Here is an 18,564-nt window from a genome sequence, read left to right on the forward strand (position 1 = left end):
CATTGGGATCGTGAGTGTGCGGCATCCGGATGACATGCGTCCGGTGGACCTCTTCGACGAGGGACTGCCGGTGCTGCCAGACCAGACGAGCGACGACACCGACCTCGGATGGGGCGAGTGGCGCTCCGACTCCGACGTCTCCCACCTGATCGAGGAGCGCCCGCCCCACTGGGACTAGGGATACACCGGGAGCTCGAACCAGACGGCCTTGCCCCTGCGGGTGGGGCGCACGCCCCAGGCGCGGGACAGCGTGTCGACGATCAGCAGTCCCCGCCCGCCCTCGGCGTCGCACGGTGCTGCTTGGTTCCAGGGTGCTGTTTGGTTCCAGGGTGCTGTTTGGTTACCCGGTGCCGTCTGGTCGTGAGGTGATGCGCCGCGCGTCAGGACCGGGACGCGGGCCTCGTCCTCGACCTCGCAGCGCAGGGTGTCGTCCGGCAGCAGCAGGAGGGTGAGGAGGGGTGCTCCCCGCCCGTGCCGCATGGCGTTGGCGACCAGTTCGCTGACGAGGAGTTCGGCCACCTCCATGACATCCCGGTCTCCATCGGCGCACCAGTCGCCCAGTGCGGCGCGGACGAACCGGCGTGCGAGGCACGTGGACGACGCGTCGGCCGGCAGGGCCCAGCAGGAGCGGTGGACCGGCGGCACGTCGGCGTCCGCCGTGACCGGGGGTCGCCCGTGCGGCATGTCGTCGTCGGGCCGCCTGCTCAACGGGACGAGCGAGCACATCATGACGTCCCCGCCTTCACGCGGCCGGCGCGCAGCGGGCCCGGTGCGCGGGACGGCTCCGGCCGTCGGGCAGCAGTTCGCCGGTGTCCTCGAACACCACGACGCCGTTGCAGAGCAGGCCCCACCCCTGCTCGGGATGGAACGCCACCAGCCGGGCCGCGTCGTGATCGTGCGCGTCCGCGGGCGGACACGGCGGAGTGTGCGGGCACGTGTCCGGGCACATGCGGGTCACCTCGATCCTTCACATACGGAGGAGGGCTCGCGGGGAGCAGGGCCCGGCCTGATGGACCCGTCGGCCCGAGTCTCGTGACGGTCGGTCAGCATCGCCGCCTTCTTCCTGTCCCGGGTGACCTCGCCGGCTTCGCGCGTCGCCCGCTCACCCTTCCCACGATCGCGCGCGGAGGGCCCGGCGTCTGCGCGGGCAGCCCCCATATCGCGGGAGTGTTCCCCGGCACGCCGGGATGCCCGCTACCTGCAATGACGCGCGTGGGGCCGGATGGCAGTCTGGTGGTGTGCCCGTGCGGTGTCTGATCGTCGACGACAGCGATCACTTCAAGGAGGCCGCCCGCCTGGTGCTGGAGGCGGACGGCATCGCCGTCGTGGGCGTCGCGTCGACCACGGCCGAGGCTCTGCGAAGCCTGCGGGAGCTCCGGCCGGATCTCGTGCTGGTCGACATCGATCTGGGCGAGGAGAACGGTTTCGACCTGGTGCCGCGGCTGCGCGCGGAGACGGGGGAGTGCCCGCCCCGGATCATCCTGATCTCCACGTACGACGAGCAGGACTACGCCGAGATGATCGCGTCCAGCCCGGCTCTCGCCTTCCTGTCCAAGCCGAGCCTGTCGGGCCGGGCCATCGACGAGATCCTGCGCAGAGCGGACGCCTGAACCGGCCGTTCCGGTCCCGGTCGAGCCGAGGTGGGCGCGGCCGGGAAGCGGTCGTGCTCGTCCGGGCGCACGCCGTACGGCGTCAGCGGGCGTCGAGGAAGGCGAGCACCGCGAGAACCCGGCGGTGGTCGTCCTCGGCCTCCGGCAGCCGCATCCTCGACATGATGCTGCGCACGTGCTTCTCGACGGTGCCCTCGGTGATCCACAGTTTGTGCGCGATCCCCGCGTTCGAGCGGCCCTCCGCCATCAGGGCGAGCACCTCGCGCTCACGCTGGGTGAGCTCCTCCAGCGGATCGTGCCGGCGGCGGGCGTTGATCAGCTCCGCGACGAGGCTGGGATCGACGACCGAGCCGCCGTGGACGATGCGTTCGAGCGTCTCGACGAAGTCGGAGACCGCGGTCACCCGGCTCTTGAGCAGGTAGCCGACCCGGTGGCCCGCCGCGAGCAGCTCCATCGCCTGGTCGACCTCGACGTGCGCGGACAGCAGCAGGATGCCCACGTCGGGGAGCTCCGCGCGGATGACCTTGGCCGCCTCGACGCCCTCCGTGGTGTGTCCCGGGGGCATCCGGATGTCGATGACGGCGAGGTCGGGGTGGTGCTCCCGGACGAGGGCGAGCAGCTCGGACGCGTTCCCCGCCTGGCCGGCGACCTCGAACCCCGCCCGCTCCAGCAGGCTCGCGAGCCCCTCCCGAAGCAGGACGTCGTCGTCCGCCAGCACCACCCGCCTCGGAGTCTCGTCCACCGTTCCGCCGCCTTCCGCGTGCGCCCGCCACCGGATCGAGGGCCGTGCCTCGATCGCGCCGCGGCGATCGGGGGCGGTCGTGCCGTGGTCGTACGAGCCGCGTCGACGTGGTGCGAACAGCCGCGTAACGTGGGCTTATGCGCGCGCGAGTGCTGTCGTCGCTGCTACGCGTGACGCGCCCGCCCTTCCTGGCGGGCGTCATCGTCGCCGTCGCATGCGTGACGGCGGAGACTTTTCTGACCTTCCTGCTGGAGCGGATGGCCCCCCCGAACGCCCTGGACGTAGTCTATCTGCCCGGCGTTCTCGTGGTCTCCTACCTGTGGGGGCTGCCGCTCGGCGTGCTGACCGCGCTGGCCAGCGGCTTCGTCTACGACTTCTACCTGATCCTGCCCCGCTACGAGGTCACCGTCTTCAGCAGCTGGTCGTGGATGCCGCTGCTGATCTTCCTGGTCGTCGGGCTGCTGGTCAGCGCCGCCGCCGCGCTGATGCGGGCACTGTTGATCGAGGCGGAGGAACGCCGCGGCGAGGCCGATCTTGAGGCCGCCACGGCCCGTCTCCTCCTGCGCGCCGAGCACCTGCGCGCCGCGCTGCCGGTCGTGGCCCGTCGTCTGGCGCAGGGCCTCGGCCTGCCGTTCCTGGCCGTGGAGCTCGGAGCGGCCGGCGTGGAGGATCCCGGCAAGGTCACCCTGCCGCTGAGCGACGACGACGTGCGGCTCGGCACACTCGTCGCGCCCGCGGACCTGCCGGCGGCGACGATGCGCCGCCTCCGGGAGCGCGTGGTGCCCTCACTGGAGGCGGTGCTCGCGGCGGCGTGTGACCGTGAGGCCATCGGGAACGCCCTGGCCGCGAGCCGGGACGAGCTCGCCAGGGTCGCCGACGAGCAGGCCGCCCTGCGCCGGGTCGCGACGCTGGTCGCGCGTGGCGTCCGCCCGGCGGAGATCTTCGGCGCCGTCGCCCGCGAGATGGGCCTGATCGTGAACGCGGACCACACGGCGGTCGAACGATACGAGCCCGACCGGACGGTCGCCCTGATGAGCTTCTGGAGCGCCTCGGACGGCGGCCCCGCGCCGCCGGTCGGCTCGCACCGGCCGCTCCGGGAGGACGGCCTGTCCGCCCTCGTCGTGCGTACGGGACAGCCGGCCAGGATGGCCGCGACCGAGGGGACGGCCGAGGGCGCGGCGGGAGAGCTGGACACCTGGGTCGGGGACGAGAAGGTCGTGTCCGCGATCGCCAGCCCGATCGTCGTCGAGGCCCGACTGTGGGGCGTGGTGATCGCCTTCTTCCGCGGCCTGGAGCCGCAGCCGGAGGACGTCGAGGAACGCATCCGCGACTTCACCGAACTCGTCGCCACCGCGATCTCCAACGCCCAGGCCCGCGACGAACTCGCCGCCTCACGCGCCCGCGTGGTCGCCGCCTCGGACGAGACCCGGCACCGCATCGAACGCGACCTGCACGACGGGGCCCAGCAGCGCCTCGTCTCCCTGGGGCTGCAACTGCGGATGGCGGAGAGCGCCGTGCCGCCCGAACTGCCGAAGCTCAAAGAACAGCTGTCCCACATGGCCGAGGGCCTGACGCTGGTGCTGGAGGACCTGCGGGAGCTGTCCCGCGGCATCCACCCCGCGATCCTGTCCAAGGGCGGCCTCGCACCGGCCCTGAAGATGCTCGCCCGCAGATCGCCGGTCCCCGTCGATCTGCGGGTGCGGGTCGACGGGCGTCTTCCCGAACGGGTCGAGGTGGCGGTCTACTACCTCGTCTCCGAGTCGCTGACGAACGTCGCCAAGCACGCGCACGCCTCGCTGGTGTGCGTCGACGTCGACGCGGTGGGCGACGCCGCGCGGGTCGCGATCCGCGACGACGGGAAGGGCGGCGCCGACCCGCGCGGGGGTTCCGGTCTCATCGGCCTCCTCGACCGCGTCCAGGCCCTCGGCGGCACGATCGAGGTCACCAGCCCGGCCGGCCGCGGCACCACGCTGACGGCCGTCATCCCGGTCGGCGGCGGCTGACATCTGGCGCGCGAGGGAAGCGCATCGGCCCCCCAGCCCAGGCCCCGCTCCGCCAGGCGGGGAGACGCGGCCGGGTCAGGAGACGACGTCCCGGCGCCGGAAGCGGCGGAAGGCGAGGGCGATGATGACCGCCGAGTAGGTCACCGAGATCGCCACGCCCTTCACCATGCCGCCGTAGTCGGGCTCCGGAGCGAGCGCGTCGAGCCATGCGGCGTTCCAGAACGTGGGCAGGAACTCGCGCAACGAGCCCAGCGCCTCGACGGCCTGGAGGATGCTGCTGACGATCACCAGGCCGACCGCGCCGCCGACCGCGCCGAGCGGCGAGTCGGTGGTCACCGACAGCAGGAAGGCCACCGAGGCGACCACCAGCTGGCTGACCAGGGCGTATCCGATGACGACGGCGAACTTCGGCAGCACGTCGGCGGCGGGGATCACCTCGCCCGTTCCCGGCACGGTGATGTCGTTCCACCCGAAGGCGAGCGTGCCGGCGAGCAGGGCCATCAGCGGGAGCACGGTCACCGCGGCGGCCGAGTACGCCAGCGCCACCACCAGCTTCTGGCGCAGCAGCCGGTCGCGGGGGACCGGGGCGGCCAGCAGGTAGCGCAGTGACGACCAGCTCGCCTCGCTCGCCACCGTGTCGCCGCAGAACAGCGCCACGGCGACGACCAGCAGGAAGCTGGCCGACACCGACAGGGCGAACACCGCGAAGTTGAGCCCGCCCGCCGTGGCGAGATCCGACAGCCGAAGGTTGCCCTGGCCCCGCCCGGCCGGGCCGAACTGGAACGCCACCACGAGCACCCAGGGCAGGGCGAGCAGCACGCCGAACATCGCCATCGTCCGGCGGCGGCGCAACTGCCGGACGAACTCCACCCGCAGCGGCAGCGTGCGCCCCGGCGCGTATCCGGGCGCGTGCCCTGCCGCTCGTCCGGCCGCTCGTCCGGGCGTGTGGCCTTGCGCGTCCTTCCCGGGTGCGTCCGGCCCGTCGTGCCGCGCGGGTACGGCCCGCCCGGCGGCGGGGACTTCTCCGGTCAGGTCCGGGGCCGGTCGTTCCGCCGGGCTCATCGGCGCTCTCCGATCAGGTCGAGGAACACGTCCTCCAGGCGCGGGCCGGCGCCGTTGACGGTGGTGGCGGCGCCGAGCAGGTCGCCGACCGGCCCGGCCGACACCAGCCGCCCGCGGTGCATGACGACCACGTGGGTGCAGGTCTGCTCGACCTCCGCGAGCAGGTGGCTGGAGACGATGACCGTGCGCCCCTCTTCGGCGTACGCCTTCAGCACCCGGCGCATCTCGGCGATCTGCGGCGGGTCGAGGCCGTTCGTCGGCTCGTCGAGCACGAGCAGGTCGGGGAGGCCGAGCATGGCCTGCGCGATGGCCAGGCGCTGCCGCATGCCCTGCGAGTAGGTGCGCACCGCGCGGTCCAGGGCCGCGCCGAGCCCGGCGATCTCCAGTGCCTCCTCCAGGTGCGCGTCCTGGGGCGGCCGGCCGGTGGCCCGCCAGTACAGCTTCAGGTTGGCCCGCCCGGACAGGTGCGGCAGGAACCCGGGCCCCTCGACGAACGACCCCAGCCGCGACAGCACGGGAGCCCCCGGCGCCACCCGGGTGCCGAAGATCCGGATCTCACCCTCGTCGGGATGGATGAGACCCATCAGCATGCGCATGGTGGTCGTCTTGCCCGCGCCGTTCGGCCCGAGCAAGCCGAGCACCTGCCCCTTCTCGACCCGGAACGACAGGCCGTCGACCGCCTTCTCGCCGTTGCGGTAGCGCTTGACCAGTCCGCTGATCGCGAGGGGCACCTCGGCCGGCCCGATGTCCGCCGCCGGCTCGCCGGGAGCCTCCGGGTCGCGCCTCGCGGTGCGCCCGGTCAGCAGGAGCACCGCCGCGATCACGATCGCCGCGAGCGGCAGGGCCCACGTCCACCAGGCGGGACCCGTGGCGGGCGTCCTCAGCGCCGCGAACCCGGGGACCTCCAGCGCCGGGGACTCCAGCGCGATCCGGTACACGGCGGGAGCGGCGGGCGTCGCGTAGCCGAGGTCGGTGGTCGACACCACCACCCGCATCCGGTGCCCGGCGTCGAAGCGCCTGTCGACCGCCGGGAGGGCCACCGTGACCGGCGTGCCCGCCTCGCTCGCGGTCACCCGCAGCGGTGCGACGAGGCCGGACGGCAGCACCGGGAGCGACCCTCCGGAGACATCGTAGAGCTTGGCGAACAGCGTGGCCTCGCCCGTGCCGTAGACCCTGATCCGGACGGCCGGGCTGCCGGTGACCTGGGTGGGCCGGGCCAGCGGGGCGGACTCGAAGACCGCCGCCTGGCCGGGCATGTCCAGCGCGACCGACACGCTGCCGCCACCGGCGGCGCCGCCGAGCAGCCCGCCGAGGCCGGGCACCGCCGAGATCGACGCCGGCGACCCGCCCGCGGGGTTGGCGACCGGTTGGGCCGCGCCGCGCAGAGCGATCGTCGTGCGTTCCCCGCCCGCCAGGCCGGGGTATCGGCCCGCGGTCGCGTGCAGGAGCACCGGACGGCGGGTGCCCGGGTCGCGCCCGCCGTCGCGGGTCACCGTGAACGCGGCCGAGGCCGCGCCGGCGGGGACGGCGGAGCCCGACTGCTTGAGATAGCGGTCGAACCAGCCGGCCGTCTGGTCGGACAGCCAGTCCACCTCGCCGTCGCCGCCGTCGTGGCCGCCGTTGAACCAGGCCACCTCCACAGGGGCGCCGGTCGCGGCGATGGCGCGGGCGTTGGCGTCGGCGTGCGAGAGGGGGAACAGCGAGTCGCGCTGGCCCTGCACGAGCAGCGTCGGCACCTTGATCCGGCCGGGCACGGAGATCGGGCTCGACCGCCGGAGGAGATCGACCGCCTCCTTGGTGGCCCTGCCGTCCTCGGCCACCTTCTGGTACATCGCACAGATCTCCGGCAGGAACCGCCCGCACCGGACCAGCTCCGCCGCTCCGCCCCCCGGAGACGTGCCGCCTGGCCCGGTCCGCTCCGCGGACCCCTGGCCGCTCTGCGGGGCGGTCGCGTCCCCGGGCCTGGCGGTCGCCGCTCCGGCCGCCGGGGAGGGCACGCCGGAGGCTGCGCCCGCGAGGCCGGCCAGACCCCCGGCACCGGGGCCGCCGTCCGGGGCCAGCCGATCGGCGGCGGCGCTGAAGAAGATGCCGGCCCACATCTTCTTGAACACGCCGTTGGCCGGCCCGCCGCCCGAGGCGTCGGGGAAGAGCGCGTCGGCGAGGTCGTACCAGGTGATCTGGGGCACGATCGCGTCGACCCGGCTGTCGTAGGCCGCCGCCATCAGCGCGATCGCCCCGCCGTACGAGCCGCCGGCGATGCCGACGCGCGGGTCGCCGGGGGAGTCGAGACGCACCTCGGGCCGCGCGGCGAGCCAGTCGACCAGCCCCCGCACGTCCTTGACCTCGTAATCAGGGGAGTTGAGCGCGATCTGGCCCGTCGAGCGGCCGAACCCGCGGGCCGACCAGGTCAGCACGGCGTAACCCCGCCCGGCGAGCCGTTCCGCCTGCTCGCGCACGCTGTCCTTGCTGCCGCCGAAGCCGTGGGCGAGCAGCACGGCGGGGGCCCTGCCGCCGGAGGCGGGGGGATAGAAGGTGGCGTCGAGATCGACGCGCTGGTCGCCGGACGGTCCGTCGAGGACGGGGATGACCAGATCGCGCCCCTGGACCGCCGGGTCGGAGGGCCACAGGGCCCACGCCACCCCTCCGGCCACCAGGATGACCAGCGTGACCACGATCGCGAGGGCACGCCGCCCACCCGGAAACGTCATGTCGCGATGCTACTTGTTGCTCCTGAGAGCGGGCTGAGGAGCCCGCCGCGCCTGTGGACAACCGGTCCGCCGCACCGGGCCCGACATCCCTCGGCATGCGAATCGTGATGATGCATCGGGGTAATCCCCGATTGCGCCTGACCTTGGGGGGCGGCATCATTTCGCGCGTGAACGGAACGCCGCTGAAGCAAGTCCCCACGCGCGTCGCCGAGTGGGCCCTTCCCTACTGGACCCGGGGGGAGGCGGGCAGGCAGACCCCGTCCGACCTGTTCCGGGTTCTCTACGCTGGCTGGCTCGCGGCGTTCGCCCTCAAGGTGCTCGGGTCGAGCTGGGACGTGTCGTGGCACTTCAAGTGGCTGCGCGACGACCTGGCCCCGCCGCACCTGCTCAACACCGTCGGCACGGCGATCGCCGTCGCGCTGACCATCGTGCACTGGTACACCGGCTACGGGGTGGACCGCGCGGCCTCCCGACTGATCGTGTGGGGCACCGGCGTCTTCCTCATCGCCATCCCGCTCGACCTGATCAACCACAAGGTCAACGGCATCGACATCACCGCCTGGAGCCCCTCGCACGCGCTGCTGTACATCGGCACCGCGCTGATGCTCGCCGGAGTGATCCGCGGCTGGTACCTCGGCTCGGGGCGCTACGCGGAGATCACCCGCCGGCGGCGGACGCTGGTGCTGGGCGGGCTGTTCGCGTTCTTCCTGGAGAACGCGCACTTCCCCGAGCTGCAGCAGGAGTACGGCGTGCTGGAGCTGGCCTCCTGGGACCGCGGCCAGCCGTACGCCGAGCCGACGCTGCTGAACTTCGCGGCCGAGCAGATGGGACAGGCCGTCGACCGGGCGATGGTGCTCAAGTTCTCGCTGCCGATCCCCGACGTCGTCTACGCCGTGTACGCGGGAGTGGCCGGCGTCGCGATCCTGGTCTTCGCCCGGGTCATGACCGGCCGCCGTTTCACCGCCACCGCGATCACCGCGGCCTACGTCGCCTACCGCTGCCTGATCTGGCCGATGCTCGTCGGCGGCGGGTTCCCGCCCTCGGCGATCCCGTTCTTCTTCCTGCTCGCCGGGATCGGCGTCGATTTGGCCTTCCTGGTGCCGATCCGTCTCCTGCGCCCGCTCGCGGGCGGGGTGCTCGCCATCGCCGGCGTGTACGGAGGCCTGATGGCGCAGGACCTCCTGCTGGAGGCTCCGCCGTACGCGCCGGAGGCCTGGCCGTACGCGCTCGCCGGACTGGTGGTCGTCTGGTACGCCGTCGAGTGGTTCGCCGGGCGCAAGGGGCTGACGGCGGCCGACGCGGAGGCCAGGGACGCCCAGGAGAGGGAGGCGGCGGCAGACTCCGGCTCGCCCGCCTCCGCCTCGCCGGTCTGAGAACGTTCAGGCGACGGGTGTGCGGGTCAGCGCCACCGCGACGCCGAACGCGAGGCCCATCACGGTCACTTCGAGGGCGGCCCAGGCGGCGAACGCCGCGGGCTCACGCCGGGTGATCGCCGGTAGCAGCCGCCAGCGGATGTTCGCCCCCAGCAGCGCGACCACGCCGGTGAGCACCGCTTTGGCGATCACCAGCCAGCCGTACCCGGTGGTCACGAGCGACCCGGGCAGGGTCTCGCCGGGCGAGAGCGCGAGCTCCACCAGGCCGTTGAAGAGCCCGGAGAGCCCCACCACCAGCAGGGCGTAGGTCGCCAGCCGGGAGAACCTGGGCAGCGTGGAGGCGAGCAGGTCGCGGTGGCGCGGGAGCAGCACGCCGAGCGCGACCAGGCCGCCCACCCAGGCGCACGCGCCGATGACGTGCAGCTCCATCGACACCATGCTGAGGTCGTGCCAGTACCAGTTCGACGCGTGCCCGGTCACCGGCAGGGGCAGCAGCCCGAACCCGGCGACGAGCACCCGCAGCTCGGCCGGCACCTTCTCGCCGAAGCGCACCGCGAGCATCCCCACGGCGGCGCTGGCCAGGGCGCACGACGCGCTCACGATCATGCCCTGCCCCGAGCCGATGCCGTTCACGTACGCCGCGACGTCCGGCATCCCTCCCGGCATGACCTCGGCGGCGCCGAGCACGGCCGACAGCAGGGCCGCCGCGCACCAGACGAGGGAGAAGGCCACGGCCCAGTGCCGCGCCCTGGCGGCGACGGGCTCGGTCCTGTCCGGATCGTCGAAGCCGAGCAGCTTGGGGAGCAGGCTCAGGCCGAGGGTCGCGGTGGCGGCCAGGTCGAGGGCGAGCCGGACGACCGGCAGGCCGTACTCCACGACCGCGCCCGGCATCGGGATGCCCGGCGCCGCCTCCGTACGGGTGAGCCACGTCGCGGTCACGACGGCGAGGACGGCCGCCAGGGTCAGCCCCGCAGCAGGGATCCGGTTCCTGGCGGGCGTGGCGCGACGGTCCGACGCGGCGGGCCGCTCCGTGGTCGCGGTCATCCGGCCTCCCCGGCGGCGGAGTGGCCCGGCGTCGCGTTCGCCACGCGGCGGTCGTGCCGGAAGAGGACGAGGGTGCACAGCGCCAGCAGCGCCGCGGTGAAGATCAGCAGGCCCCAGACCCAGCCTCCGCCGCCCTGGCTACCCGCCGCCGAGGTAAGCCCGGTGCCGGGCTTCGGGTCCACCGTCTGCACGTCGACCACGTCGGTGTTCACGTAGCCGGTCGGCAGGGTGAACCGGATCGTGCCGGTGACCGGATGCCCGTCGTTCGACACGATGCGGTAGCCGATGGCGTACGACCCGGCGGGGACGTTGAACGCCTTCCCCCAAGGGGCTGGTGGTCGCACCGCGATCGAGACTTTCCCGCCCTCGACGGTGACGTCGCCGTCCTCGTAGTGCGCCCCGTCCGGCCCGGTGACGGCGATCCGGGCGAAGTCCCGGCGCACCGCCTGGTCGAACGTGAGCGTGACGGTGTGGGGCAGGCTGTCGAGTGCGGCGCCGTCCTTGGGGTCGCTGGACACCAGCACGTTGTGCGCGCTCGCGGGCGTCGCGACCAGCGTGACAGCGACCAGGGCGAGCACAGGCGCAGCGAGCAGGGCGAGCACGGGCCGCGCGAGCAGGGCGAGCAGAGACGGCACGCGCAGGGCGAGCAGAGACGGCACGCGCAGGGCGAGCACCCGTGACAGGCGCCGGGCGAGCACCCGCGACACGCTCTGGGCGGGCGCGGGCGGCACGAGCCGCGCGGGCGTCCGTGGCACAAGCCGGGCGGGCGCGGGCGGGGCGGTTCGTCCGGCCGTACGCCGGCCACCGCGCGGGGCCGGGGCGTCGTGGCACGTCCGGGCGCGTGCGACCTGGTCCACCTGCCTTGCCTTCCTTTTGCCGGGCACCGACCCTGACATGGTCCCACTGATCGCGTGCCCCGGACGCCCCGGGCGGGGCGCGTACGGCTGGGACCGCCGGTTGAGCGCGCGCCGGGCGGAGGCCAGCATGGGGGGGCACGATCACCGGCCACCGTCACGACCGCGAGGAGAAGCCTCTTGACCCCCCAGCCCTCGTCAGGCGAATCCCAGCGCGACCCGGCCCGAGGAGGAGCGTCGACGCCGCGCTCGTCATGGGTGACGATCTTCGTCATCTACCTGGCCGGGGTCGCCGCGTCGATGAGCCTCGGCAAGTTCTCCTCGGTGGGGCCGCAGATGACGGCCCAGCTCGGGCTGTCGTTGACGCAACTGGGCTGGGTGATCTCGGCGGTGGTCGCGCTCGGAGCCGTCGCCGGGCTGCCGGCCGGCTACCTGGTCCGCCGGTTCGGCGCGGCGAGGTCCCTGGTCGTCGCTCTCGTGCTGATGGTGGCGGCGAGCGCGCTGAGCGCGGCCGCCGGAGACTTCGCCTGGCTGCTGGCGTCCCGCGTCGCCGAGAGCGCGGGTTACCTGCTGGTCTCCATCACCTGCCCGGCGCTGATCCTCCGTCTCGCGCACGCGCGGGATCGAGGGGTCGCCCTGTCCATCTGGGCGACGTTCGTGCCGGTGGGCATCGGACTGAGCACCCTCGCGGGAGGCGCTGTCGGCGCCGCCCTCGGCTGGCGCGGCTGGGTCCTGCTGATCGCCGGCTCGACGCTGGTGATGACGTTGGTCGTCCGGGCACGGCTGCCGTGGACGTCCGCTCCCGAGACCGCGGCCGGGTCCGTGCCCGGCGCGCGGGCGCTGGCGTGGCCCGCGCTGCTCACCGTGGCCTTCTGCCTGATGGTCCTGGTGACCATTCCGGTGATCGTGCTGTTGCCGACGCTCCTGATCGAGCAGTACGAACGGTCGGCCACCGTCGCCGGTGCCCTGACCTCGGTGATCTCGCTGTTGGGGGTGCCGGGAGGGCTGGCCGCGGGGCTCCTGCTCCGCAGGGGGGTCCCGCTCGGGGTGCTCGCGGCGTCCGGACTGCTGGTCGTGCCGGCCGCCTGGCTCACCTACGCCGGTGGGGGGTCCCTCGCCGCCGCGGTGACGGGCGCGGGAGTGATCTCGCTGGAGAACGGGTTGCTCGGAGCCCTCGTCTTCGCCGCCCTCCCGCACGTGCTGGAGCGGCTCGACCACGCCGATGTGGGCAACGGCCTGGTGACCCAGATGGGCAGCCTGGGATCGCTGCTCGGTCCTCCGCTGTTCGGCCTCGTCGCCGGCGCCTCAGGGTACGGCGCCGCCGTGCCGGTCATCGTGGCGGGCATGGTGGCCTCGGTCGGGCTCCTGCTGCTGGTGGCCCGGCACGTGAGCGGACGGGCGCGACGGGTCACGCCGGACGCCGCCTGAGCCGCAAGCCCGTCAGGCCAGCAGCCAGCCGTACAGCCAGGCGACGAACGCCATGCCCGTCAGAGCGGGGACGATCCTCGCGGCGCCGGCGGTGAGCCGGAACGCCTCGATCACCGACAGCACGGTGCAGACGACGGCCAGCAGGCCGAACCACGCAAGGGCCGGAGGCACTCCGATCGCCAGCACGACGGGATCGGCGACGGCCGACAGGCTGAGCGCCGACAGCGCGCCGAGCACGACTCCCGCGAGACCCGCGAGCGCGCTCAGCCCGCCGCCGCGGCGGCGCAAAAGGGAGACCAGCCCCATGAGCAGCTGTACGGCGGCCACGAGCAGGAACGCCGCGGGTATCACGAGCGGAACCGGCGACCGCAGCATGCGGTAGACCGAGGAGGTGAGGAGCAGATCGCCCGGCCGCACCATCGCGTACGGCGCGGCACCGGGGTCGCACGGCCGGGTGGCCGACGCCGGATCGGCCAGGAACGCGGCGATCGTCCGGCGGCCGCACTCGCTCGACAGGAAGACCGCGTGCCCGACGCCGGCGAACTCGACGAACCGGGCGCCCGGCACCGCCGACACCGCCTCACGGGCGGCCTCCGGCGGCGTGGTCGGGTCGTAGCGCCCCCCGAGAGCCAGGATCGGCACCCCGCTCGCGGCCGCCGCCCTGCCCTCGGAGGTCGTACTCCCGGCCGTCGTGTCCCTTGCCGCGGTGTCCCTTGTCGCTGTGTCCGCCGCAGGCGCGTTCCTGGTCGCAGTGTTCCCGGCCGCCGTGTTTCCGGCGGTCGTACGCCCGGCCGCTCTGCCTGCGGCGGTCGTGTTCCTGGCCGCCGTGTTCCCGGCAGTCGCGTTTCCGGCGGTCGTGCGCCCGGCCGCTCTGCCTGCGGCGGTCGTGTTCCCGGTCGCCGTGTTCCCGGTCGTCGCGCTTCCGACCGGCGCACTCCTGGCCGCCGCGCTGCCGGTCGCTCTGGCCTCGGTCGTCGTGCCCCGGGTGCCCGTGCCCCGCGTGTTCGCGTCCCTGACCGCGGAGCGCCCGGCGATGGTGGCGTCCGCGCCGACGGCGGTGACCGCCGGGTCCGGGGTCAGCGCGTCGGGCTCGGTGCGGGAGGCGGGGAGCCCCCAGGCGCCGCACACCGCGGCGTCGACGACCCCGGTGAACAGCCGCGGATGCGCGGAGCCGGGGAAGGAGTTGCCCGGCGTCTCGTCCTGGCACTGGACCGCGTAGTAGAGGCCCCACTCGTGCGAGGTGAGCCCGTCGCCGGCCTGGTCGACCAAGGGTTGCAGCAGCTCGGTGCGCCCCGCGGCCAGCCCGTCCACAAGGGCCGGCATGATCGGGATCACGTCCGTCTCGTGCAGGGCCTCCGCCAGGAGCGTGGCCACGTCGTCCCCGTTGAGCCACACGGTCAGCCGCTTGCGGGTGAGCGGGTCGCGGGTGTCGTACGCGGCCGGGTGGGCGTTGAGCGCGGCCACCGCGGCGTCGAACCGGTTGGTGAGCCCCAGCTTGGCCATGGTGGCCATGAGCGAGCCGGGCGACTCGTCGTACCACCGGGCGCGCGGGGGAAGGAGGGAGTCGAGCACGACCCCTCGGCTGCCCTGGGGGTCGAGCGCCGCGGCCCGCAGCATCGGCCGGGTCGAGTAGCTGACGCCGAACAGGTACCACCGCCGGTAGCCGAGCGCGGCCCGCAGGTCGACGACGTCGGCCGCGATCTCGGCGGTCCGGTAGCCGCGCAGGTCGATGTGCTCGCTCTCCAGCCGGGACTGGCAGGCCCCCGCCCGCCGGACGACCGCCGCCGTCTCGTCCGCGGTGGGGCCGGGCGTGCGCAGGGTGTCCACGATCCCCTCGACGATCTCCGGACAGCTCAGGCGTGGCTCGGAGTAGCGCCCGCCGCGCTGCTCCAGCACGACCACGTCACGGCCGGGAAGCATCTGCGTGAGCAGCCCGGTGAGCTGGAGCGAGGCGGAGCCGGGGCCGCCGCTCATGTAGACGACCGGATCGGCGTCCTGCGGGCCCGCCTGCCCTGGCGTTTCCCCTCCGGCGCGGTGCACCGCGTACCCGACCTTGATCGTCCTGCTGTTGGGGACGTCACGCCGCTCGGGCACCAGAAGGTAGCCGCACGTCGTGCCGGCGGGAACCGTCACCGGGCAGGGCCGCTCCTCGACCGGCGCCGTCCGCGTCTTCCCGGACGCCGTGGCGGCCTCGGGCCGGCCGGACACCGGCGCCGCGACGGCCGCCGACCCGGCGCCTTCCATGAGCATGAGGGCCGCGACGAATGCCGCGACGGCCGCTCCGCGCAAACTCCGCAACCGTCAGCCCCGTCCCGCGAACCCGGCGATATCGGCAGAAACCTTAGCGCGTCCCTTGGTCATCTCGCCCACATTCGCCACATGCGCCATCGGTTGGCCGATCAGCGCGGCGCTCACCGGCTCCCCTCCCGGGAAAGCGGATGACCGGGAGGCGGCCCGAGCGCGAGAATGCGCCCCATGCCCCAGGCGACGTTGCGTACCGACCGGATCGAGCTTGTCCCGCTGTCCGACGACCACCTCGAAGACGAGATCGAGCTGGACGCCGACCCCGAGGTCATGCGATACCTCACGGGCCGTGCCCGCGACCGTGCGGAAGTCGAGATCCTCCATCGCCGGAGACTCGCCGCCGCGGAGCGCGTCGACGGGCTCGGCTTCTGGGCCGGTCTCGTCGACGGGCGGTTCGCCGGCTGGTGGATCCTGGAGCCCCCCACCCGCGCCGACCAGGGCCCGGTCGAAGGGCAGGCCGAACTCGGCTACCGGCTCCTGCGCCGCCGCTGGCGTCAGGGGCTGGCCAGTGAGGGAGCCCGCGAACTCCTGCGGCACGCGTTCGAGGACCTGCGGCTGACCCGCGTCTTCGCCGAGACGATGGCGGTCAACACCGCCTCCCGCGCGACGATGCGCGCGATCGGCATGCGGCATGTCCGTACGTTCCACCCGGACTGGGAGGAACCGCTCCCCGGCAGTCATCTCGGCGAGGTCGAGTACGCGATCACCCGGGAACAGTGGTTTGCCTCCCGGGCGGCCGGAGCGTAGGGGCCCGGCCGATCGGTCGCGGTTCTCATCGCGGCCTGGCGGTGCTCTCCCTGATCACCAGGTCGGTGGACAGCTCGACCCTGCGGGCCTCGGTGTTCTCGCCGCGGCCCATGGCCAGCACCATCCGCGCGGCGAGCGCCGCCATCTCCTCCAGAGGCTGGCGTACGGTGGTCAGCGGCGGCCACGCGGAACTGGACAGCGGCAGGTCGTCGAAGCCGACCACGCTGAGGTCCTCCGGCACCCGCAGGCCGCGCTGGCGCGCGGCCTCGAACACGCCGAACGCCTGCATGTCGCTGCCCGCGAAGATGGCCGTCGGGGGAGTGTCCAGCGAGAGCAGCGAGTGGCCGTGGTCGTGACCCGAGTTGACCAGGAAGTCGCCGTACCGGATGAGCTCGGGGTCGATGGACACCCCCGCGGTCTCGAGCGCCGCCCGGTAGCCGTCGATCCTGGCCCGGCTGCAGAGCATGTCGGGCGGCCCGCCGATCATGCCGATCCGGGTGTGGCCGAGGTCGAGGAGGTGACGCGTGGCCGCCAGGCCGCCGTGCCAGTTGGTCGCGCCGACCGACGCCACCCCCGGTGGCGGCTCGCCCTCGGGGTCGACGACGACGAACGGGATCGAACGAGCGCTGAGCTGGCCCTGCTGACGCACGGAGAGGCGTGAGCTGACGATGATGACGCCGTCGGTCCGCCGTGCCGCGATGCGCTCCAGCCAGTCGCGGCCGGGACCCGCGTGCGTGTGCAGCACCGAGATCACCACGCTCGCCGCCGCCTCGTGCGCGGCCTGCTCGGCCCCGCGCACCAGTTCCATGGCCCACGGGCTCTCGATCTCGGCGAACACCAGGTCGAGCAGACCGACGGGGCCGTCGCCCTGCCCGGTCCTGCGCTGGTAGCCGTGCTTCTGCAGGAGGCGCTCCACCCGCTGGCGGGTCTCCGGCGCCACCTCGGGGCGGCCGTTGATCACCTTGGACACGGTCGGAACGGAGACCCCGGCCTCCTCCGCTATCTGGGCGATGGTCACCCGCCTTTTCACTGGCATGCTGCAGATCGTAGCCGAAACTTTCGGGGGACCCGTACCGGATACCTCCTGATGGCGCGGATGTCGCAGGTGATCAAGGCCGCAACGCTCTTGACGCTTAACGACCGTGTTACATATTCTCCGGTCCGCGAAAACATTCGGATATCAGCCGAAACCTTTCAGGAGAGGGGCAGGGAGAGGCAGGATCCGTCGCCCCTCCGGCCACGCCACTGGTTTCGCGGTTAAGGAGAATCGATGACGCTGCTGCGCGTGTCCGGATCCCGGCTGGTAGACGAGATGGGCGACACGGTCCGGCTCCGAGGGGTCGGCCTGGGCGGCTGGCTCAACATGGAGAACTTCATCACCGGCTACTCGGCCAACGAGGCCTCCATGCGCGCGGCGGTCCGCGAGGTGCTCGGCGAGGAACGCTGCGAGATGTTCTTCGACCGCTTCCTGACCTCGTTCTTCACCGAGGCCGACGCCGACCTCCTGCGCGACATGGGCGTCAACTGCGTACGGATCCCGGTGAACTACCGTCACTTCGAGTCGGACGACCGGCCGTTCGAGATCGTCGAGCGGGGATTCCGCCACCTCGACCGGGTCGTCACGATGCTCGGCGAGCGCGGCGTCTACAGCGTCATCGACCTCCACGCGCTTCCCGGGGCGCAGAACCAGCACTGGCACTCCGACAACCCCACCCACGTCGCCTCATTCTGGCAGCATCGGCATTTCCAGGACCGGGCGGTCCACCTGTGGGAGGCGGTGGCCGACCACTACAAGGACAATCCGTGGGTGGCCGGCTACAACCCGGTCAACGAGCCGGGCGACCCGAGCGGCCAGGTGGTCGGCCCCTTCTACGACCGGCTGGTCAAGGCGCTGCGCGCCGTCGACCCCGCCCACGTGCTGTTCCTGGACGGCAACACCTACTCGACCGACTTCTCGGTGTTCCGCGAGGTGTACGAGAACACGGTGTTCGTCTGCCACGACTACGCCCTGGCCGGCTTCGCCCACGGGGGGCCGTACCCCGGCTACACCCGGGGCGAGTGGTGCGACCGCGAGGAGCTGGAGCGCACCTTCGCCCGCCGCACCGCGTTCCAGCGCGAGACGGGCACCCCGATCTGGGTGGGCGAGTTCGGGCCCGTCTACACCGGCGACCCCTCCGTGGACGAGCAGCGTTACCGGATCCTGAGCGACCAGCTGGAGATCTTCGACGCCAACGAGGCCGGCTGGTCGATCTGGACCTACAAGGACGTCGGCCTGCAGGGCCTCGTCAGCGCCGGCGGGACGTACATGGAGCGGTTCGGGCCCTTCATTTCGAAGAAGAAGCGCCTCGGCGCCGACCGGTGGGGCTCCACGATGGAGGAGACGGCGAACGAGCTCGCGCCGCTGCACCGTCTGATCGACACCGAGTTCCCCTCCTGGAACCCCTATCCCTGGGGCGCCCGCTACCAGACCGACGACCTCATCCGGCACATCCTGATCGCGCAGGCACTGGTGCCCGAGTACGCCGAGCTGTTCCGCGGGCTGGACGACGGCGAACTGGTCGCGCTCGCCGACTCCTTCGCCCTGTCCAACTGCACCAGACGGGATCCGCTGATCCGGCTGCTGACCGCGAACCTGTCCGCGCGCTAGGCGGATCGCCGCTTGGCGAACTCGGGAAGGGGCGCGTTCCGG

The 18,564-nt window shown here is 73.0% G+C and carries 16 protein-coding genes; 7 read left to right on the top strand and 9 right to left on the bottom strand.

The window, feature by feature from the left end; genetic code table 11:
• Positions 1–10: 10 nt before the first annotated feature.
• On the top strand, positions 11–178 hold the full coding sequence (locus tag Mam01_RS10880) for a hypothetical protein (RefSeq protein ID WP_204285293.1): 168 nt from the start codon (positions 11–13) through the stop codon (positions 176–178).
• Here the strand turns inward: Mam01_RS10880 and Mam01_RS10885 are convergent.
• Together Mam01_RS10885 and Mam01_RS10890 are read right to left on the bottom strand one after the other, a co-directional pair.
• Entirely contained in the window at positions 175–729 is a 555-nt protein-coding gene (locus Mam01_RS10885; protein ID WP_204285232.1) for an ATP-binding protein, read from the bottom strand. The genes Mam01_RS10880 and Mam01_RS10885 overlap by 4 nt on opposite strands.
• A 13-nt stretch (positions 730–742) precedes the next feature.
• A complete protein-coding gene (locus tag Mam01_RS10890) occupies positions 743–949 on the bottom strand; it encodes a DUF5999 family protein (protein WP_150932059.1) in 207 nt (68 codons plus the stop codon).
• 289 nt (positions 950–1,238) lie between these two features.
• On the opposite strand from Mam01_RS10890, the gene Mam01_RS10895 reads away from it, so the two are divergent.
• On the top strand, positions 1,239–1,610 hold the full coding sequence (locus Mam01_RS10895; RefSeq protein WP_239101207.1) for a response regulator transcription factor: 372 nt from the start codon (positions 1,239–1,241) through the stop codon (positions 1,608–1,610).
• Positions 1,611–1,692: 82 nt separating this feature from the next.
• Here the strand turns inward: Mam01_RS10895 and Mam01_RS10900 are convergent, their stop codons facing one another.
• Positions 1,693–2,352, bottom strand: coding sequence for a response regulator (locus tag Mam01_RS10900; RefSeq protein WP_150932057.1), 660 nt, complete (start codon positions 2,350–2,352; stop codon positions 1,693–1,695).
• Positions 2,353–2,489: 137 nt separating this feature from the next.
• Here Mam01_RS10900 and Mam01_RS10905 point away from each other — a divergent pair, with 137 nt between their 5' ends.
• Positions 2,490–4,355, top strand: coding sequence for a sensor histidine kinase (locus tag Mam01_RS10905; RefSeq protein WP_204285234.1), 1,866 nt, complete (start codon positions 2,490–2,492; stop codon positions 4,353–4,355).
• Between the two features lie 75 nt (positions 4,356–4,430).
• Here Mam01_RS10905 and Mam01_RS10910 read toward each other — a convergent pair whose 3' ends face one another.
• Together Mam01_RS10910 and Mam01_RS10915 are read right to left on the bottom strand one after the other, a co-directional pair.
• Positions 4,431–5,417: an ABC transporter permease gene (locus Mam01_RS10910; protein ID WP_204285235.1), complete on the bottom strand. Its 987-nt coding sequence runs from the start codon at positions 5,415–5,417 to the stop codon at positions 4,431–4,433.
• Positions 5,414–8,125, bottom strand: coding sequence for an alpha/beta fold hydrolase (locus Mam01_RS10915; RefSeq protein WP_204285236.1), 2,712 nt, complete (start codon positions 8,123–8,125; stop codon positions 5,414–5,416). The genes Mam01_RS10910 and Mam01_RS10915 overlap by 4 nt, the downstream gene beginning before the upstream one ends.
• 167 nt (positions 8,126–8,292) lie before the next feature.
• Between Mam01_RS10915 and Mam01_RS10920 the strand changes: the two genes are divergently transcribed.
• Positions 8,293–9,498 (top strand): hypothetical protein, encoded by a 1,206-nt coding sequence (locus tag Mam01_RS10920; protein ID WP_204285237.1) that lies wholly within the window; start codon positions 8,293–8,295, stop codon positions 9,496–9,498.
• 6 nt (positions 9,499–9,504) lie between these two features.
• Here the strand turns inward: Mam01_RS10920 and Mam01_RS10925 are convergent, their stop codons facing one another.
• Both Mam01_RS10925 and Mam01_RS10930 read right to left on the bottom strand, forming a co-directional pair.
• Positions 9,505–10,542 (bottom strand): CopD family protein, encoded by a 1,038-nt coding sequence (locus tag Mam01_RS10925; protein ID WP_204285238.1) that lies wholly within the window; start codon positions 10,540–10,542, stop codon positions 9,505–9,507.
• Positions 10,539–11,399: a copper resistance CopC family protein gene (locus tag Mam01_RS10930; protein ID WP_239101208.1), complete on the bottom strand. Its 861-nt coding sequence runs from the start codon at positions 11,397–11,399 to the stop codon at positions 10,539–10,541. The genes Mam01_RS10925 and Mam01_RS10930 overlap by 4 nt, the downstream gene beginning before the upstream one ends.
• A 177-nt stretch (positions 11,400–11,576) precedes the next feature.
• Here Mam01_RS10930 and Mam01_RS10935 point away from each other — a divergent pair, with 177 nt between their 5' ends.
• Positions 11,577–12,824, top strand: a complete 1,248-nt coding sequence (locus Mam01_RS10935) for an MFS transporter (RefSeq protein ID WP_204285239.1) — start codon at positions 11,577–11,579, stop codon at positions 12,822–12,824.
• A gap of 12 nt (positions 12,825–12,836) precedes the next feature.
• On the opposite strand, the gene Mam01_RS10940 is transcribed toward Mam01_RS10935, so the two are convergent.
• Positions 12,837–15,113 carry an alpha/beta fold hydrolase gene (locus Mam01_RS10940; protein WP_204285240.1) on the bottom strand — a complete coding sequence of 759 codons (2,277 nt, stop codon included), beginning with the start codon at positions 15,111–15,113 and terminating at the stop codon, positions 12,837–12,839.
• 186 nt (positions 15,114–15,299) lie between these two features.
• Between Mam01_RS10940 and Mam01_RS10945 the strand changes: the two genes are divergently transcribed.
• Entirely contained in the window at positions 15,300–15,875 is a 576-nt protein-coding gene (locus tag Mam01_RS10945) for a GNAT family N-acetyltransferase (protein WP_239101209.1), read from the top strand.
• 25 nt (positions 15,876–15,900) lie between these two features.
• Here the strand turns inward: Mam01_RS10945 and Mam01_RS10950 are convergent, their stop codons facing one another.
• Positions 15,901–16,911, bottom strand: a complete 1,011-nt coding sequence (locus tag Mam01_RS10950) for a LacI family DNA-binding transcriptional regulator (RefSeq protein ID WP_150932038.1) — start codon at positions 16,909–16,911, stop codon at positions 15,901–15,903.
• A gap of 234 nt (positions 16,912–17,145) precedes the next feature.
• On the opposite strand from Mam01_RS10950, the gene Mam01_RS10955 reads away from it, so the two are divergent.
• Positions 17,146–18,522 (top strand): glycoside hydrolase family 5 protein, encoded by a 1,377-nt coding sequence (locus Mam01_RS10955; RefSeq protein ID WP_239101210.1) that lies wholly within the window; start codon positions 17,146–17,148, stop codon positions 18,520–18,522.
• The last annotated feature ends 42 nt before the right edge of the window (positions 18,523–18,564 follow it).

It is taken from the genome of Microbispora amethystogenes, assembly GCF_016863015.1.
GTDB classification, from domain to species: domain Bacteria; phylum Actinomycetota; class Actinomycetes; order Streptosporangiales; family Streptosporangiaceae; genus Microbispora; species Microbispora amethystogenes.

Coding starts and splice junctions, on each gene's coding strand:
- Mam01_RS10885 (WP_204285232.1), bottom strand. CDS start 729: ATGATGTGCTCGCTCGTCCCGTTGAGCAGGCGGCCCGACGACGACATG.
- Mam01_RS10890 (WP_150932059.1), bottom strand. CDS start 949: ATGTGCCCGGACACGTGCCCGCACACTCCGCCGTGTCCGCCCGCGGAC.
- Mam01_RS10905 (WP_204285234.1), top strand. CDS start 2,490: ATGCGCGCGCGAGTGCTGTCGTCGCTGCTACGCGTGACGCGCCCGCCC.
- Mam01_RS10910 (WP_204285235.1), bottom strand. CDS start 5,417: ATGAGCCCGGCGGAACGACCGGCCCCGGACCTGACCGGAGAAGTCCCC.
- Mam01_RS10915 (WP_204285236.1), bottom strand. CDS start 8,125: ATGACGTTTCCGGGTGGGCGGCGTGCCCTCGCGATCGTGGTCACGCTG.
- Mam01_RS10925 (WP_204285238.1), bottom strand. CDS start 10,542: ATGACCGCGACCACGGAGCGGCCCGCCGCGTCGGACCGTCGCGCCACG.
- Mam01_RS10945 (WP_239101209.1), top strand. CDS start 15,300: ATGCCCCAGGCGACGTTGCGTACCGACCGGATCGAGCTTGTCCCGCTG.
- Mam01_RS10950 (WP_150932038.1), bottom strand. CDS start 16,911: ATGCCAGTGAAAAGGCGGGTGACCATCGCCCAGATAGCGGAGGAGGCC.
- Mam01_RS10955 (WP_239101210.1), top strand. CDS start 17,146: ATGACGCTGCTGCGCGTGTCCGGATCCCGGCTGGTAGACGAGATGGGC.